Raw genomic sequence first — 17,040 nt, 5'->3', positions numbered from 1 at the left:
CCACCCTGAATTTTTTCAAAGTAGCAATTTTTACTTTCCTTACCTTTTGTACTTAGTTGGATGTCGCATATTCAGTAGACATTTGAACATCTGCTAAAATTGCATACAAACCTATACCGCCCCGTAGCTTAATACCTAGCAATTCATTTTTTGTATAAAAACATTTACTAAATTAAACTTTATTTTTTAAAAACATTCCCACTGCGGATATATTCAACATCTGCAACGTTTAAGCGAGCATTTACAACACGTGCAGCTGCAAATAAATAATCCGATAAGCGATTTAAATATTTTTGTACAACCTTTGGTACATCTTCAACTTCTTTCATGAGTGTCACCATCTCACGCTCTGCTCGACGTGCAACCGTGCGTGCAATGTGTAAAGTTGCCGCTGCTGGTGCACCTCCTGGTAAAATAAAACGTTGTAAAGGTGGTGCTTCGTCTGATAAAGCATCTATACGAGCTTCAAGTACTTCAATCGGTTGCTCTGTTAATTTATAATGACGTTCTTTCATCACATTAGCAAGGTCTCCACCAGCATCGAACAGCTCATGCTGAATTGTCTCTAGGTCTGTTAAAATATCCTTAAAAAGCGCTTGATCTAATTCACTTACAGCCTTCCCAATAAAGGAATTTAATTCATCAATTGCCCCATATGTTTCCACACGTAAACTATCTTTATCAACCCGTCCTCCAATAAGACTTGTTTTCCCCGTATCGCCTGTTTTCGTGTAAAGCTTCATTTCTCTCATCTCCTAAAACTGATTTTTGTAATTCCTAATCGCCTGAACTGTTGTTTCATAGACACCCTTTGCAATTATTTTACCAACTTCTGTAATTGGGCCACCATACAGCATTTCTTCCCCTTTTTGAGTTGCAGCAATTAACAGACTATCTGTAGCAGTACCTGTTGCAATAGTTCCACTTCGTTCATCACGAATATTTTCTGATTGCAACGCCTTTGTTTTTGCCTCAGTTGCTGTCATCAATGCCTGAAAAAATGCCTCTTCCGATAAACAGCCATTAATGATAACCCATGTATTAATAGTACCAATATATGGATCATCTTGTCTTTCATGGACTCGAGATACATCAACTGCATTGCCTACGCCAGCAGTTACAGCTACGATTATACTGCCAAAAGGTGCTGAAAATTCATTGATGGCCACTAGAGCTGTTGGTACTGCGGTTAGCATAACAACAGTATTGGTAGGTGAAAAATTTTCCCTTTTTAAAAATTCTTTAACTTCTCGTTTCACATCGCTGATGACATAATCCCCAGGAACTGAGCGATTTAATAAGCAATTATGCCAGCCTATACCCGGGTTATGAACTGCCGAAGATACGATCTTCAAAGGAAGCTCTGATTGAAGTTGGATATATTGTTCAGTTATCATAAAATGCTCTTTTTTGATGACAGCTCGCTGTTGGTAGTCTGTAGCTGCGGGCATCATTGTAATTTGAGGTTTTGGTATTTCAGGATGAGCATATGTAGTCACCCGTGCTTGATAAACTTCTTCAATTTGGGAGGCAATTAATACTTCATGTGGTGCACCAAGTGCTCTCATTCGTCCGCTTTCCATCAGCAATAATTCATCACAATAAAGAGAGGCTAAATTCATATCGTGTAGTACCATAACAACCGTTAAACCACACTCCATCGCTTCCTTCCGAACCATATCTAAAATTTGACGTTGGTGGGCAATATCTAAATGATTAGTTGGTTCATCCAGTAATAGTATTTCTGCAGTTTGAGCTAAGGCTTGTGCTACAAATACTCTTTGTTGTTCACCACCAGATAAAAATTCCATTGGTGTATGCTCATATCGCTTTACACCTGTTTGTAGCATAGCATGTTGTACAGCCTGTTCGTCCTGTTCAGACCAACTCGAGAAAAAGCCTGTTTGATGCGGATAGCGCCCCAGTGAAACTGCCTCTCTCACACTGTTTGAGAAAGCATTTGCATGAAGCTGTGGTAATACAGCCATTTTTTTTGCCAAAGCACGAGCATTATAAGAAAGAATATTTTGTCCATCAATCGAAATGGTTCCAGCAGTAGCTGGTAAAATACCACTCATTACTTTTAATAATGTAGATTTCCCGCTACCATTCGGCCCTAGAATACCAAGAATTTTTCCTTTTTCAACAGTAAAACTAATGTCCTTGACGATTGGTACATCTTCATAGCCACCTGATAGCTGTTCAACAATAATCATGCCCGTACCCCCTTACTTCTTCGCTGCTTATAAAAAATATAGGAGAAAACAGGAGCTCCAATAAATGCCGTAATAACACCAATTGGTAGCTCTCTTGGCACAATGATTGTTCGTGCTACTAGGTCGCAAATAATGAGTAATGTTGCACCATTGAAAAAAGATAATGGTAATAAATGGCGATGATCAGAACCCCAAATCATCCTTGTCATATGCGGCACCACTAATCCTACAAAGCCAATTGTGCCAGAAACCGCTACAGCCGCTCCAGTGAGCATGGAGCCACCTGCTAATATCAAATATTTACTGCGCTTCACATTAACACCTAAATGTTTTGCCCGTTCTTCACCATACAACAAAACATTTAGTTCTCTTCTTTGTGTCCATAGCATAATTGAACCTACAATCACAAATGGAATGATCATTTGGACATATGGCCAACCACGCATCGAAACAGAACCAAGTAGCCAGCCTATTACCTGACGTAATTCTTCACCAGATAAGGCAATCATTAATGAAATAAGGGAACCTAAAAATGAACTAAAAATAACACCTGTTAATATCAACGTTTCCATTTTCAATGAGCGGTCTACGAGTCTAGCAAAGCTCATAACAACTACCATCGTGATGATAGCACCAATCATACTGAAGGTTGGCAGCGCATACAAACCGACAACAGGTATAGAAATACTAAAAAAGATCGTTAAAACAGCACCAACAGATGCCCCTGATGAAACCCCTAGTGTATATGGATCTGCTAATGGATTTTTTAATAAACCTTGGAATGCTGCTCCAGCAATAGCTAGAGATGCGCCTACTAGTCCCGCTAATAACACGCGAGGCAAACGAATTTTCCAAAAAATATTGGCGGCTGTTTCATCAACCGCCTTATTCCATAATACTTCTAATGGAATATGAACTGAGCCTATCGCTACGCCACACCAGATGCTAATAAGAAGAAGCGTACATGTTAGTGTATAGGCTAGTGCTATTTTTTTCACTTAAATACCTCAGGATAGATTGCTTTTGCTAATTCTTCTAGACCTTCTGCTAAACGTGGCCCTTGACGACTTGTTGTACTTTCATCTACCTGCACAATCGCATTATTTTTTACGGCATTAATCGTATCAAAGCCCGCCCGTTTTGGTATTTTCGTTAAAATATCTGGTACATAATGATATGTCACCACGATGACATCTGGATTTTTTGCGATAATTTGTTCTGCATCAATTTTATACCAATTATCGCCATCTACAGCTACATTCTCTGCATTGATCATTTCAAGCATCGCGTTCATAAACGTACCATTGCCAGATGTATAAATATCTGGCTCATCTGATGCTTCAACTAACACTTTTTTGGGTTCAACATCCTTGACTTTAGACAAAACTTCTTCTACTTTCGCCTTCATATTAGCAACAATTTTTTCTGCCTCTGGTAATTTCCCTGTAGCACGTCCAAGTTGCTCAATTGTTGTATATGTTTCATTAAAGTCTTGTGCATTTCTTACTACAAAAACTTTCAAACCTGCTGATTCAAGCTGTGCAATAGCCTCTTCTGAAAGAGACATGCTAGATTCGTGTGAAAAAACGATATCTGGTTTTAAGGCAATAATTTTTTCAATATCGTACTCCATACCGCCAACCTTATCCTTCTCAGCTGCCTCTGGCGGATAATCGTCGTTGTCAGTAACACCAACTATTTCATCATTTAAACCTAGTCCAAAAAGGATTTCAGTATTACTCGGAATAAGTGAAACAATTTTCTCAGGAGGTGCTTCAAGTGTAATGTCCTTACCAAGGGCATCTGTTATCGTCATTGGGAATGTTGCTTCATCCACCTGTGCTGTTTCTTGCTGTGTTTGCTGCTCGTTAGATGACTTGTTATCTTTTGCTTCCTGCCCACAAGCAGCTAGCAAGCCTACTGCTAAAAATGCTGATAATCCTATTTTCCAAAATTTCTTCATGTGAATCCTCCTTCGTTGGTCCATGCGACATTTCGCTTTATTTTGCATCAAAATAAAACCCCTCATCTTTGAACGATGAGGGGGCAAAATCGCACCAAAAAACTGATACAAAATCCACCACCCTATCCTCGTAGGTTGTCATGTCGTTATAAAGGCAGGTCTCCTGGCTAGTGCTACTTGCGATTTTTCAAGCCTTCCCGAAATCTTCAGTGGCATCATTTGAAAAAACTCACACTTACAGTGGCGGGACCGCATCGGAATTACACCGATTTCCCTTTTCACTTTACTTAAGTAAAGAACCTTTATAATATTCAGTTGATTTCATTATACATGAAAATGAAAGAAGTCGCCTCCATTCAAGACGACTCCCCGGCCATTATACAATTTCAGAAAAGTATTGGACTGTTTTCATTTGAGCACCCATTTCTCTTAATGACCATGTCTGTTCTAAATAAACGTCCGCTAGTTTTTCATATTTTCCACCAAATTTATGTGCCCACTCAACCGCAATGACACTTTCATAAAGGTGAGCCATTTTTTCAGCCATACCTTTTGCTTCAAAAGTTTTCGTTGCCTCGTCTAAAGCGCTAAAAATTTGCAGTTTTATAGAAATATTCGCCAATTGTTCTTTAACGATTTGTACTAGTGAGCTGTCAGCTAATTTCTCTAATCGTTCCTCCATCTCACAGACAAACAGTTCATGTGCATGAAACTTATCCACTAAACGAATGAGTTCTAAGGCCAAAATATTAGCCGTCCCCTCCCACACCGTCAACACTTGCGCGTCTCTTAATAAGCGGGGCGTTACAAAGTCTTCTATATAGCCATTACCCCCGTGTAATTCAATTGCCTCACTAGCATAGTGAACAGCTTGCTCTGCCGTTTCCTTTTTCATAATGGCAATATATAAACGATTCATAATAAGGTCTTGCTGTGTTCCCTGTCCACTTGTCACTTTATCGTATAATTGAATAAGATCAAAAACTGTCGCTACTTCCACGTGCAACTTAGCTGCAAATTTCCCTAAAGTATCCTGAATCATAGGGTATTGTGTTAAGGGCTTGCCAAATGCATGTCGATTGCTTACATAATGTTTTGCCTCTAAGAAGCCACGACGCATAATACCAATAGAAGCGACTGCATTACAAATTCTTGAGAGATTTAGTGCTTCTAGCATATAATAAATCCCTTTATTTTGCTCCCCTACAACATAGGCAAGTGCACCATCAAATTCTACCTCACCAGAGGGAACTGCCCGAACGCCTAATTTATCTTTCAATCGACGAATACGTAGATGATTTGTTGTACCATCTTCTTTACGCCAAGGAACTGCAAACAACGTTAAGCCTTTGGAACCTGCTGGCGCCCCTTCTATTCGTGCCAATACCATCGCTACACCACACATGCCCGCATTGGATGCAAAGTATTTTTCACCATATAGACGATACGCAGTGCCATCCTTTCTCGCCTCCACCACATTTGCACCGACGTCAGAGCCTCCTTGACGTTCTGTTAAAAAGGTCGCACCTTCATATAAATCTGTGTCACCTGTTGCACAAACATGTGGTAAAAAACGTTGCTTTACCTCTTCATCTGCATAATGATCTAATAGATAGGCAGTAGCCATCGTCAATGTTACAGGACAATAAAATCCTGGCTCTGCATGTGATAGCAAATAACCTTGTGCAAAGCTATAAACATAATTCCCCTTGTGACCTAGCTGCGGAATATGCTTGTGTACATAACCTACAATCCCAGTATTATATGTCTCTTCAATCGTTTTTTTATAGCCATCATTAACCCAAACCTCTGATATCTCTTCACCATAGGCATCGTATCTTTGAAGGCGAGGTTCACCCTGTCGATCTGTATGCTTTGCCCTCGTATCAATATCACCTGCACATAGCTCACCAAAATCTGTTAACTCTCGTTGGGCATATGATAGAAACTCTTTATCTAACATCATTCCTACTATTTTTTGAAGCGTGTCATCTTCCGTAAAAAAGTTCGTAGTACGCATTGCTTCTTTTTGTAATACTTTCATGCTATCTCACCTCTTGCCCCTTCAAATTTTGTTTTAATATTTTGCCTGATGCATTGCGTGGTAGCGCTTCCACTTTTTCAAAAATACGTGGTATTTTAAATTTTGCAAGATGTTCCTCTAAATAAGCTTTCAAAGCTTCCTCATCGATGTCTTGTTTAGCAGAATACACCGCCTTTACCGTTTCGCCCCATTGCGGATGTGGCACACCAATTACCGCAACCTCGAATATTCCTTCAAAGCTCAATAAACAATCTTCAATTTCTTTCGGATAAATGTTGACACCACCCGAAATAATGACATCCTTTTTACGATCTACAATCCAAATAAAACCATCTTCATCCTTACGAGCTAGATCTCCTGTTTTTAACCAACCGTCAATAAAGGCTTCATTAGTTGCTACTTCATCCTTATAGTAGCCAAGCATGTTACCCTCACCCAACAAGACAATTTCCCCCACTTCGCCTACATTTACATCTTCTCCACTGTTATTCACAATACGCAATTCTGTACCAAGTGGCGCCCGCTGACCAATACTTCCTGCCTTTGCTTCATGCTCCTTGCCAAATAATAATGAACCACTTGGACCTGCCTCTGTTAATCCATATACACAAGTTAAATTATTTGTGCGGAATGCCTGCTGAATGAATCGAACCTCACTTTGAGATAACGGTGCCCCACCATAGACCCACCATTTCATAGAAGACAAATCTGCCGAATGTAGCCTTGGCATCTGTGCCGTTAATAAATAAGCAACAGGTGCACCAAAGAAATGTGTTGTTTTCTCCTTTTCAATGGAATCAATGAATAAATCGGGTGTAAAAGTTGGTGTTAATACATTTGTTGAGCCTACCAATACACCCGCCATTAAAAATAAATGTAATGGTGCAGAGTGTGTTAATGGCATCATGAGCAAAATACGGCTCTCGGGCTTTACCTCCATTTCAACAGCTATCATTTGCGCCACTGTTAAAATATTACGGTAGCTAAATAACACACCCTTTGGTTTTCCTGTCGTACCAGATGTATATAAAATCGTGGAAGGGTCATCCTCTTGTAACTGACAATCAATTGTTTGTGTACTAGCATTTTGAAGCATTATTTCATATTGATGCCATCCCACTTTTTCTTGACCTGTTTTAATTTTTAACGGAATTCCAGCTAGCTGTTCAACTGCTGCAAAAATAGTCTCATGTACGACAATTGCCTTCGCTTCGGCATGCTGCGCCACGTACTCTACTTCTTGCAATGTAAATTTCGCATTGACTGGCACAACGATCGCTCCGATACGCTGAATAGCAAAGTAACTGACTACAAACTCTAAAACGTTTGGCATAAAAATTAAAACCTTATCCCTCTGCTTTACTCCCTGCTCTAGTAAAGCATGACTAAAACGTGTCACCTGCTTATCTAAATCTTGGTAGGTTACTCTTCTGCCATGACAAATAACGGCTTCATTTTTCGAATACTTACGGGCATTACGTGCTAACAAATTGGAACTATTCATCTTGCATCTCTCCCTTTAAAGTCGCTAATTTTTCACTAAACATGCCATGCATTTGCTGTAACTCATGCTTCATCTGCGTCAGCTCAGCTATTTTACTCTCAATCTCTTGGATTTTTTGATCACCGTATTCAACCGTTCGCTCTAATTGCTGAATTCCTGAGCGATCAAAATCAAATAGTAAAACCATCTCTTTGATTTCCTCCAACGAAAAACCGTAACGCTTGCCTCTGAAAATAAGCTTGAGCTTCGCCAATTCTTTTTTTGAAAAGGTTCGTTGGTTGGTAGATGAACGATGGGGGCAAAGAAGCCCAAGTTCCTCATAATAACGAATTGTCCGCGTAGACACATTAAACTCCTTTGCTACCTCCTGAATCGTCTTCAAAACCATCTCCCCTTTCCTAATTGGCAACAGTATACCATTGACGTTAACGTAAACTACAACAGAATTTTCGGAATTAACAGAAAAACAAAGTTTGAAACAGCTAATTTCCCACGGTTTATCCATGTCTTTTGTCTTTCTATCCGTCACATTTGGAACTTTATCTCGCATATTCAGCCTTCTATCCATTAAAAAAGCCCCTAACCCTTTTCAGGTTAGGAGCTTAAAGTTTAATTACATTTTTTCAGGTGCAGATACGCCGATTAAGCGTAGTGCATTTGCAATTGTTGTGCGGACAGCCGTAATTAATGCTAAACGAGCCTCTGTTAACTCTTTGTTTGAAGCATCTAATACTTTTTCTGCATTATAGAAGCTGTGGAATGCAGCTGCTGTTTCTTGAATATAGTTTGCGATACGGTGCGGTGTGCGGTGTTTCGCTGCTTCCGCTACCACTTTCGGGAAATCACCAATCTTTTTCAGTAAATCGATTTCCTTTTCTGCTGTTAACAAATTGAGATGTTCTGTTGTAGCAGCAAAGCCTTGTTCATTTGCTGAACGTAAAATAGATGAAATACGTGCATGCGCATATTGTGCATAGTACACAGGGTTTTCATTAGATTGTGATACTGCAAGATCAAGATCAAAGTCCATATGAGAATCGCCAGCTGTTTTTACAAAGAAGTAACGAACTGCGTCAAGGCCAACCTCTTCTACAAGCTCACGCATTGTTACTGCATTTCCTGTACGCTTAGACATCTTGAATTTTTCACCGTTTTTATAAAGCTGAACCATTTGAATAACTTCCACTTCTAACGTATCACGATCATAACCAAGCGCTTGAATCGCTGCTTTCATACGTGGAATATATCCGTGATGATCAGCTCCCCAAATATTGATTAATTGATCGAAGCCACGGACAATTTTGTCTTCGTGGTAAGCAATATCTGGTGTTAAATATGTGAATGACCCATCATTTTTAATTAGCACACGATCTTTATCATCACCAAATGTTGTAGAGCGGAACCAAGTAGCACCATCCTCTTCAAACACATGTCCATTGGCTTTTAATTTATCTAAAGCTACTTCGATTTTTCCGTTTTCATATAGAGACGTTTCAGAATACCAGACATCAAAATTTACACGGAAGTTTGCTAGGTCTGTTTTTAATTTATCTAATTCTAAAGCTAAACCGTGCTGACGGAAGAAGGCAAAACGCTCATCATCTGATTTTGCTAAAATTGCATCACCATGCTCTTTTGCTAATTTACCTGCAATATCAATAATATCTTGCCCATGATAGCCGTCTTCTGGCATTTCAGCTTCCATTCCTAATGCTTGTTTATAACGCGCTTCTAATGAATAAGCTAAGTTATTAATTTGATTACCTGCATCATTAATATAATATTCACGAGAAACACTGTAACCAGCCATATCCAACACATTACATAAGGAATCACCAACAGAAGCGCCACGAGCATGTCCTAGGTGAAGATCTCCCGTAGGATTTGCTGAAACGAACTCCACTTGAACCTTTTCCCCAGCGCCAGCATTTGAGCGGCCATAGTCCGTACCTTGCTCAAGCACCTGTGTCACTACCTCTGTTAGGAAATCTTTACGCACTGTGATATTCATGAAGCCTGGGCCTGCAATATCGATCTTTTCAATATCTGTGCCTGTTGTATCAAGATTTTCTAAAATAGCTTCGGCGATAGCACGAGGTGGCTTTTTAGCTAACTTTGTTAATTGCATCGCAATGTTTGTTGCATAGTCACCATTTGCTTTATCCTTTGGTGTTTCTAGGTGAATCGATAATTCTGTGCCAGCCTCAACTAGACCAGCTTTTTCAACAGCCTGCACGATCGCTGCTTTAATAGCCTGTTGTACTTGTTCTACTGCGTTCATCATTGTACCTCCGTAAATGTAATATCTAATGTATAGTTGCCAACGGATTGCCCACCCATTAGTAAATCGTACTGTACATGGAAATCTCCGCTTGTTGCCAGTTTTGTAAACGTCATATTTTTCGTATCAATCACGAGTGGCATAGCACCGCACTCACTTTCATAATGCCCTTTTTGTTGTTCAATTATGTTCAGCGGTAATCGCATATTAACCGCTCCAGCACGCATAATTAGTGCCTTCTCATGACCTAACTTCATCGTTGTGCGGATGGTTTTATCCTCCTGCACCTCATCATATTTCAAATACAAGCTTCCTGCTTTTTCAAGTAGCTGCCCTTTGAGCCACATTTCATAACTTTCGGACTCCCCATCACTTGGACGAATGGTAGAAATGAGCTTTATGTTCACTTGCGATCTTACATCGTTCGCCATAACGGATGCCCCTTTTTAGTCTTTTACTATAACCTTTTTATTATAGGATGAATACTTATGGTTTTTCAAGATAGAAGTGAAGTAAAGCTCCTCAACAAGTTTATTCGAGAAAATATAAACCCTCTCCTTCCATTAACGGAAAGAGAGGGTTTCATTTTATCTATACCATTTTTTTATAATCAACTGTTGAACTATTAACAATAAAGCACTAACAGCCCAATAGATCGGGATAATCGCTGGATTGAACAGACTAAAAATGAGGATCATGATTGGATTAATAAATACCATTATCTTCATATTTAATGGTTGACTTTTCTCTAGGGCTATACAACTTTGAATGAAATAAATCAAACAAGCAATCATCGAAACCCCAATATCAATCGTTCCTAAATTCATCCAAAGGAAATTTTCACTGGCAATCACTAAATCTAGTTTAATAGCGTAGTACAGTGAAAATAATATCGGTAGTTGAATAAGGATTGGTAAACAACCTAGTAAAGAGCTTTTCAATGAAGCTGAAGTTAGTTCTTGGATTTGTTGCTGTACCATTCTTTTTTCAGATTCGCTTTGACTATTCTTATATTTGTCTGTAAGCGCATCTAACTCAGGCTTAATGGTAGTCATTAATTCTTTTGAGTGTTTTTGGTGTTTTGCCGATCGAATAAATAATGGCATAAGAATTAATCTGACTGCAATCGTAATAGCAATGACACTAAGTGCGTAGCTACCTGTAAAAGAATGGATGAAATGAATGAGGTTAATAATAGGTTGTGCTAAAAATGTTAACAATGGTTTTCCTCCTAGTTTTAAAGTTTAAATCAAACTAGGAGATACACTTTCTTCCTCATTGTCTTCGGACATTCTAATACACAGAACAAACCATGTTAGCATAGGTGGAGTCCAAGTATTCGTGATAGTATAGTCAACTTCAAACTCCTCGTCCTTCACATCTTGAACGGTTATTTTATTGACGAGATACAGATGCAAATGAACACTTAATACAGTTAAAACCAAAGATGCTAATAACCAAAAGTATTCCATTGTACTGACAAAAATGAATAAATCATTAATGAGAAGTGACCAAATCATAATACTCCTCCTTCCTCTATTAAAATTGAAGAAACATACATTTTACTAACTAAAAGATGACATTGTTTTCATCAATCTTTCTCTCTTTGTTATATAAACTATTACCTTACTTATCTACGCTATAAAGTAAAATAAGTTTCAATTTTATGCTAAGGCTCATTCTTCATTTCAAAAATATAAAAAGGGGCTTGCTCATAGCTCACCCCATTTAACCAATCTTATTTATTTTACCCAGCCTAAGATCATTTCTCGTAATAATTTTGAGGCTGTGTTTGCTGTCATCTCTGAAGAATCGTAGATCGGTGCTACTTCAACTAGGTCGAAACCTACTACATTTACACCACTTGCTGCAATAGCATGGATGGAAGCGAGTAATTCTTTCGAAGTAATACCACCACAGTCTACTGTACCAGTTCCTGGTGCGTGTGCTGGATCTAAAACATCAATATCAATTGTTACATACACATTGCGTCCAGCTAGTGTTGGTAGGACCTCTTTTAACGGTTCAAGCACTTCAAATTTTGATATGTGCATGCCGTTCTCCTTTGCCCATTCAAATTCCTCTTTCATACCTGAACGTATACCAAATGAATAGACATTTTTTGGTCCTATATGTTCCGCAATTTTACGAATTGGTGTAGAGTGCGAAAGTGGCTCTCCCTCATATTCCACACGTAAATCCGTATGTGCATCAAAGTGAATAATAGCAAGATTATCATATTTAGCTGATACAGCCTTCATTACTGGCCAAGACACTAGATGCTCCCCACCCATGCCGACAGGAATCTTGCCATCCGCTAATATTTTTTCAATAAATTTTTCAATTTCATCTAATGAACGCTGTGCATTCCCAAATGGTAGTGGAATATCCCCTGCATCAAAGTACTTTACTTCCTCAAGCTCACGATCTAGATATGGACTGTACTCTTCAAGACCAATGGATACCTCGCGGATACGCTGTGGACCGAAACGTGATCCTGGACGATAACTCACTGTCCAATCCATTGGCATGCCATAAATTACTGCCTGTGCATCGTCATATGTAGGATGACTTTTTATAAAAACATTTCCTGAATAAGCTTCATCAAATCTCATTGCTAGCCCTCCATATAATTAATCATCATTTTTCGTCTTCTTCTATTATGGCTTACAGGATTGTAATGAAACCTGTATCCTTTTATCCTCGTATACATTATTGGAACGTCTAGCAAATTTCGATTAAAATCTACAAGGTGCGATTTTTTTGTCGAATGCCAGCATTTCAAGTAGTACAAAAAAAGTATAGATGTTTTTGAATAAAGTGCAATAGTTTTTAGTTAGAATTTAGATTAAAGATGAATGTTCGAACACATACTAAAGCTAAGTTCGAAGTTGTGAGAAAACGAGGTGAAGTCGGATGAAACGAAAAAGCTATCATCGAAAGCAGCAACGTGTAAAGCGCACACGCAAAAGCCTTACGTTATTTGTGGCCTTTACATCTGCAATTGTCGTAGCGTTTGTCGCACTCCGCATCTATGTTCAAGTGGCTGGTGCACCGCCTTTAACCGTACCAAAGGCTTCTATTTTCTTAGATGAAAATGAGAACCAAATTGGGGATCACTTTACAAATCAACGACGATATTGGGTCGGCCTCGATGAGATGTCACCTTATTTAAAGGAAGCAGTTGTTGCTGTTGAAGATAAAGATTTTTATCAACATGGAGGTTTCGACTATTCACGTATTGCTGGTGCCATTTTAGTGGACATTAAAGCTGGCGGTAAGGTTCAAGGAGCTAGTACTATTACGCAACAATATGCTCGTAATCTTTATCTTTCCCACGAAAAGTCTTGGACACGTAAATTAAACGAAGCCCTGTATGCTTATAGATTAGAAGTTTTTTATGACAAGGACAAAATACTAGAGGGCTATTTGAATACGGTATATTACGGTCATGGCATGTATGGAGTAGAAGCTGCCAGTCGTTTTTATTTCGGAAAATCTGCCAGTGATTTAACACTTGCTGAAGCAGCAATGCTAACAGGCGTACCAAAAGGACCTAGTATCTACTCACCAATTGCCAATTTAGATAAGGCTACCAATCGTCAACACGTTATTTTAAAACTTATGGCAGACCAAGGTGCCATTACACAAGACGAAAAAACGCGTGCTGAAAATGAACAGCTCGTCTTAAAAAATGATAGCTGGGTTGCAACCAAATCTGTTGCTCCATATTTCCTGGATGTGGCTTGGCAAGAAGCCAGTGAAATCTTAAAATCAAAAAATCTTGATATTAGTGAAGGTGGCTGGACAATTCAAACAACGCTTAATCTGGAGCATCAAAAAGCAGCTGAAGAAGCAGTAGCCAAAAATATGCCTGCCAATGATCTGCAATCTGCGTTTGTAAGTATGGAATCTAAAACAGGAGCTGTCACTGCACTAGTTGGTGGTCGTGATTATTCAGTAAGCTCATTTAACCGAGTTACACAAGCCAAACGTCAACCAGGCTCTACTATTAAGCCGATCTTATATGCAGCGGCGCTAGAAAATGGTTACACGCCACTAACTTTTTTAGATGTTGGTGAAACAACTTTTACGTATGATAATGGGCGTGGCACTTATGCACCTAAAAACGTCAACGGTCAATTTGCAGATCATGATATGACGATGGCACAAGCTATTGCTATCTCAGATAATATTTACGCAGTAAAAACCTTAGAGGACATTGGCTTCAAAGAGTTTCATGATATGGCAAACCGTTTTAATGTAGGAATTGGTGCGAAGGATAATTTATCCATTGCACTAGGAACGATTGAAACGACATTATACGAAATGACAAATGCATATAATATTTTGGCGTCGCAAGGACAGCAAACAACACCAACAACCATTGTATCCATTAAAAATGCACATGGAGATGTTATTTATGAAAACAAAGATGTAGCAAGCAAAGCTGAAACAGCCATTTCTAAAGAAAATGCATACATCTTAACAGAAATGATGACAGGTATTTTTGATCCTGTTTTCAGTGACTATTCACCCGCTACAGGAATCAGTATTCGTTCACGTATGACACACACATATGCTGCTAAATCAGGTTCTACGAATAGTGATCAATGGTTAATTGGTTTTACTCCAAAACTAACTGCTGGTGTATGGAATGGCTATGATCAGGGTAAAAACCTTACCACGAAGGAAGATACTGCTGCAACAAAGCAAATCTGGATTGACTTTATGGAAACGGTCAACAAAGGTACAAAAAATGAGGATTTCAAAAAACCTAAAGGTGTAGAGGGCGTTGTCATTGATATTGAAACAGGTAAATTAGCGACTGACGCTTGTCCTAAACAACGTCTAGTCTATGTAGAGTCGAAGGATGTACCAACTGAAAAATGTACAAACTTCGATATTCTCGACAGTAATACATGGGGAGAATTTTGGAATATGCTACCATTCTCTATATTTAAGGACTAAAACGAGGTAATTTCGGAAACCTTTTTAATCCTAATACGTTTTAAGCTACGAAGGCTCTCGACAAAGTAACTGATATACGAAAAATAAGAAAAGCTTTCTCTTCCCCGGAGACGTGTCCGTGGGAACAGAAAGCTTTTCTTTTTTATGGTCCGCGAAGTATGAGCATCATGGGGCATTTGGCTTGGGTTTGGGTTGTTCAAATGCCGCATAGCGCTCATCACATTCGCGATACCAAGTGTCCTAGCTTACTAAAATGTAAGCTCTGCCTCAAGTGTACTTTGTTTCAAACACACTTTCAACCTAATATCGAAAGCGATTGCAAAATGTCACAGATTGTTCAATCATTACGAGTCTATTCGACAAATAAGTCTTGACGTAATTGCTCCTCACTACGTTCCCACAATTCTGGATTAAGTTGCTTAAGGAAAGAAGCTAACACTTTTTTAGACGGTGCATCCATATGCTCTACAATAATATGACGTTTCATGGACTTATCCATTTTATTTACATGATCAGCTAGAATTTTATAGCCACGTCGTTTTTCACGATTTACAACCATCTCACAGGCTGTAACCCCTGCATAATATGGCCCATTTTCTTTATGGTCTATCGTCACCCACACGAGCCAATACGGTTTCCCGCCCTCTGAATCAGCACGGTCCATTGTAAATTTAATTCCACGCTCTACGTCACTTCTTGCATGCATGGCACCAATTTCAACCGAAGCCGTCCCCTCTTCTACATCAACTATTACGGGCGATACATTCTCTAATGAAAGCGAACCGATACCAAACCCTTTATGTCCATCTGTTGGATCGTTTTTTATAATGGTAAAACCCATTTTTTGTTTTGGTTTTTCTTCATTTGTCATACTTAAATATCCTCCATTCTGCTATTATAAAGGAAAGCATATCAACGCATATTTTATCGAAACAATCACTATTTTCGCCATTGCGTATATGCCTCAACGCAAGTAAGAAGTTTATACTTTCTTATAAACTAACTATACAACATTATTCTATAAAGGAGGCAATATTATGCCATATGTAACAGTGAAAATGCTTGAAGGTCGTACAGAGGAACAAAAACGCGCTCTTGTAAAAGAAGTAACAGAAGCAGTATCTCGCACAGTTAATGCACCTGCAGAAAATGTAACAGTTTTTATTGAAGAAATGTCTAAAAACCATTACGGCGTTGCAGGCGTTCGTTTTAGTGACAAATAATAGTAAGATGGATGGAGCAAGCATCTTAACGCTCTATCCATTTTTTTAAATGAGCATAAGTTAACCATCTTTTGCTGGAATAAAACCTTCTATTTCAAAAACAAGGATGTGATCTACGTAATGAATAAACTGAAGATAATACTGCTCATCACTATGCTCGTCCTTGGCCTAATACTTGTATTTATCAGCCCCATTCAAAATGCAATCATTGCCCATTTAAGCCATCAATTAAATACTACTGAAATCAGTGTAGAAGAGATTGAAAAGAATAATCAGGTTAATGCAGATTATGTATTTGAGGATGTACAATCGCTGTCCATAGCGGAGGTCTTAAAGGCTCAAACAAAGGCGAATAAAATGCCCATAATTGGTAGTATCGCCATACCAAGTGTTGACATGCAACTTCCAATTGTCAAAGGTGTTGAAAATGCTGCACTGGCCGTAGGGGCAGGTACCATGAAGCCAAATCAAAGCCTCGGGCAGGGAAACTATGCCTTAGCAGGACATTATTTTGAAGAAAAGGATATCTTATTTAGTCCTCTATATAAAGCAAGTATAGGAGATACAGTCTATATAACGGATTTAACGAATATTTATGAATATCAATTAGCTTCTAAGAAAGTCATTGCTGCAACAGATATTTATGTAATCGATGATATTCCAAATAAAACTGTTTTAACACTCATTACTTGTGCTGATAATGGATCAAAGCGTCTTGCCATACAAGCTGATTTTGTTCAACAATATCCATTTGATGAAGCACCTGAAGAGCTATCAGAAGCATTTTAAAAATAGGTGCAGCCCCTAAGATTTAAGAGTCTTAGGGGCTTCTTTTAAA

Annotated in this window: 16 protein-coding genes and 1 riboswitch; of the genes, 3 read left to right on the top strand and 13 right to left on the bottom strand. The window is 38.8% G+C overall.

The features are described 5' to 3' along the window. Window positions 1-179: 179 nt before the first annotated feature. The 12 genes from HCH28_RS01575 to speB all read right to left on the bottom strand — a co-directional run bounded on the left by HCH28_RS01575 (window position 180) and on the right by speB (window position 12,623). The gene (locus HCH28_RS01575) at window positions 180-743 is read right to left on the bottom strand and encodes a cob(I)yrinic acid a,c-diamide adenosyltransferase (protein WP_004231536.1); all 564 of its coding nucleotides are present in this window, start codon (window positions 741-743) and stop codon (window positions 180-182) included. Between the two features lie 12 nt (window positions 744-755). Further along, complete coding sequence (locus HCH28_RS01570; protein ID WP_221679343.1) at window positions 756-2,216, bottom strand: adenosylcobinamide amidohydrolase; 1,461 nt, start codon at window positions 2,214-2,216, stop codon at window positions 756-758. Then, a complete protein-coding gene (locus HCH28_RS01565) occupies window positions 2,213-3,214 on the bottom strand; it encodes a FecCD family ABC transporter permease (protein ID WP_004231533.1) in 1,002 nt (333 codons plus the stop codon). Before HCH28_RS01565 ends, HCH28_RS01570 begins: the two co-directional genes overlap by 4 nt. After that, the gene (locus HCH28_RS01560; protein ID WP_221679342.1) at window positions 3,211-4,179 is read right to left on the bottom strand and encodes an ABC transporter substrate-binding protein; all 969 of its coding nucleotides are present in this window, start codon (window positions 4,177-4,179) and stop codon (window positions 3,211-3,213) included. The genes HCH28_RS01565 and HCH28_RS01560 overlap by 4 nt, the downstream gene beginning before the upstream one ends. Window positions 4,180-4,315: 136 nt before the next feature. Beyond that, a riboswitch (cobalamin riboswitch) is annotated at window positions 4,316-4,498 on the bottom strand. A gap of 57 nt (window positions 4,499-4,555) precedes the next feature. After that, window positions 4,556-6,223, bottom strand: coding sequence for an acyl-CoA dehydrogenase family protein (locus tag HCH28_RS01555; protein ID WP_221679340.1), 1,668 nt, complete (start codon window positions 6,221-6,223; stop codon window positions 4,556-4,558). Between the two features lies 1 nt (window position 6,224). Beyond that, complete coding sequence (locus tag HCH28_RS01550; protein ID WP_221679339.1) at window positions 6,225-7,727, bottom strand: class I adenylate-forming enzyme family protein; 1,503 nt, start codon at window positions 7,725-7,727, stop codon at window positions 6,225-6,227. Continuing rightward, window positions 7,720-8,109 (bottom strand): MerR family transcriptional regulator, encoded by a 390-nt coding sequence (locus HCH28_RS01545; RefSeq protein ID WP_255600530.1) that lies wholly within the window; start codon window positions 8,107-8,109, stop codon window positions 7,720-7,722. Before HCH28_RS01545 ends, HCH28_RS01550 begins: the two co-directional genes overlap by 8 nt. A gap of 231 nt (window positions 8,110-8,340) precedes the next feature. After that, window positions 8,341-10,008, bottom strand: a complete 1,668-nt coding sequence (argS, locus tag HCH28_RS01540; RefSeq protein ID WP_221679337.1) for an arginine--tRNA ligase — start codon at window positions 10,006-10,008, stop codon at window positions 8,341-8,343. Continuing rightward, the gene (locus tag HCH28_RS01535) at window positions 10,008-10,439 is read right to left on the bottom strand and encodes a YwiB family protein (RefSeq protein WP_221679336.1); all 432 of its coding nucleotides are present in this window, start codon (window positions 10,437-10,439) and stop codon (window positions 10,008-10,010) included. The genes argS and HCH28_RS01535 overlap by 1 nt, the downstream gene beginning before the upstream one ends. A 156-nt stretch (window positions 10,440-10,595) precedes the next feature. After that, on the bottom strand, window positions 10,596-11,228 hold the full coding sequence (gene yidC, locus HCH28_RS01530) for a membrane protein insertase YidC (RefSeq protein WP_221679335.1): 633 nt from the start codon (window positions 11,226-11,228) through the stop codon (window positions 10,596-10,598). Between the two features lie 24 nt (window positions 11,229-11,252). After that, window positions 11,253-11,528: a hypothetical protein gene (locus tag HCH28_RS01525; RefSeq protein ID WP_221679334.1), complete on the bottom strand. Its 276-nt coding sequence runs from the start codon at window positions 11,526-11,528 to the stop codon at window positions 11,253-11,255. A 222-nt stretch (window positions 11,529-11,750) separates the two neighbouring features. Then, window positions 11,751-12,623: an agmatinase gene (gene speB / locus HCH28_RS01520; RefSeq protein ID WP_221679333.1), complete on the bottom strand. Its 873-nt coding sequence runs from the start codon at window positions 12,621-12,623 to the stop codon at window positions 11,751-11,753. A gap of 301 nt (window positions 12,624-12,924) precedes the next feature. Here speB and HCH28_RS01515 point away from each other — a divergent pair, with 301 nt between their 5' ends. Then, window positions 12,925-14,979 (top strand): transglycosylase domain-containing protein, encoded by a 2,055-nt coding sequence (locus tag HCH28_RS01515; protein WP_221679332.1) that lies wholly within the window; start codon window positions 12,925-12,927, stop codon window positions 14,977-14,979. Between the two features lie 352 nt (window positions 14,980-15,331). Here HCH28_RS01515 and HCH28_RS01510 read toward each other — a convergent pair whose 3' ends face one another. Next, the gene (locus HCH28_RS01510; protein ID WP_004231517.1) at window positions 15,332-15,850 is read right to left on the bottom strand and encodes a YwhD family protein; all 519 of its coding nucleotides are present in this window, start codon (window positions 15,848-15,850) and stop codon (window positions 15,332-15,334) included. Window positions 15,851-16,016: 166 nt separating this feature from the next. Here HCH28_RS01510 and HCH28_RS01505 point away from each other — a divergent pair, with 166 nt between their 5' ends. Both HCH28_RS01505 and HCH28_RS01500 read left to right on the top strand, forming a co-directional pair. After that, window positions 16,017-16,202: a 2-hydroxymuconate tautomerase gene (locus tag HCH28_RS01505; protein WP_004231516.1), complete on the top strand. Its 186-nt coding sequence runs from the start codon at window positions 16,017-16,019 to the stop codon at window positions 16,200-16,202. Between the two features lie 120 nt (window positions 16,203-16,322). Beyond that, window positions 16,323-16,991 carry a class A sortase gene (locus tag HCH28_RS01500; RefSeq protein ID WP_221679330.1) on the top strand — a complete coding sequence of 223 codons (669 nt, stop codon included), beginning with the start codon at window positions 16,323-16,325 and terminating at the stop codon, window positions 16,989-16,991. The last annotated feature ends 49 nt before the right edge of the window (window positions 16,992-17,040 follow it).

Source organism: Lysinibacillus sp. K60 (genome assembly GCF_019731275.1).
Taxonomy (GTDB): domain Bacteria; phylum Bacillota; class Bacilli; order Bacillales_A; family Planococcaceae; genus Lysinibacillus; species Lysinibacillus capsici.
Note: the sequence above shows the minus strand (reverse complement) of the source record. Positions and strands in the feature narration are given on the sequence as shown.

Excerpts from the sequence above, each read along its gene's own strand:
- HCH28_RS01555 (WP_221679340.1), bottom strand. The coding sequence starts at position 6,223 with ATGAAAGTATTACAAAAAGAAGCAATGCGTACTACGAACTTTTTTACG.
- speB (WP_221679333.1), bottom strand. The coding sequence starts at position 12,623 with ATGAGATTTGATGAAGCTTATTCAGGAAATGTTTTTATAAAAAGTCAT.
- argS (WP_221679337.1), bottom strand. The coding sequence starts at position 10,008 with ATGAACGCAGTAGAACAAGTACAACAGGCTATTAAAGCAGCGATCGTG.
- HCH28_RS01575 (WP_004231536.1), bottom strand. The coding sequence starts at position 743 with ATGAAGCTTTACACGAAAACAGGCGATACGGGGAAAACAAGTCTTATT.
- HCH28_RS01525 (WP_221679334.1), bottom strand. The coding sequence starts at position 11,528 with ATGATTTGGTCACTTCTCATTAATGATTTATTCATTTTTGTCAGTACA.
- HCH28_RS01515 (WP_221679332.1), top strand. The coding sequence starts at position 12,925 with ATGAAACGAAAAAGCTATCATCGAAAGCAGCAACGTGTAAAGCGCACA.
- HCH28_RS01550 (WP_221679339.1), bottom strand. The coding sequence starts at position 7,727 with ATGAATAGTTCCAATTTGTTAGCACGTAATGCCCGTAAGTATTCGAAA.
- HCH28_RS01535 (WP_221679336.1), bottom strand. The coding sequence starts at position 10,439 with ATGGCGAACGATGTAAGATCGCAAGTGAACATAAAGCTCATTTCTACC.
- HCH28_RS01510 (WP_004231517.1), bottom strand. The coding sequence starts at position 15,850 with ATGACAAATGAAGAAAAACCAAAACAAAAAATGGGTTTTACCATTATA.
- HCH28_RS01505 (WP_004231516.1), top strand. The coding sequence starts at position 16,017 with ATGCCATATGTAACAGTGAAAATGCTTGAAGGTCGTACAGAGGAACAA.
- HCH28_RS01570 (WP_221679343.1), bottom strand. The coding sequence starts at position 2,216 with ATGATTATTGTTGAACAGCTATCAGGTGGCTATGAAGATGTACCAATC.
- HCH28_RS01560 (WP_221679342.1), bottom strand. The coding sequence starts at position 4,179 with ATGAAGAAATTTTGGAAAATAGGATTATCAGCATTTTTAGCAGTAGGC.
- HCH28_RS01500 (WP_221679330.1), top strand. The coding sequence starts at position 16,323 with ATGAATAAACTGAAGATAATACTGCTCATCACTATGCTCGTCCTTGGC.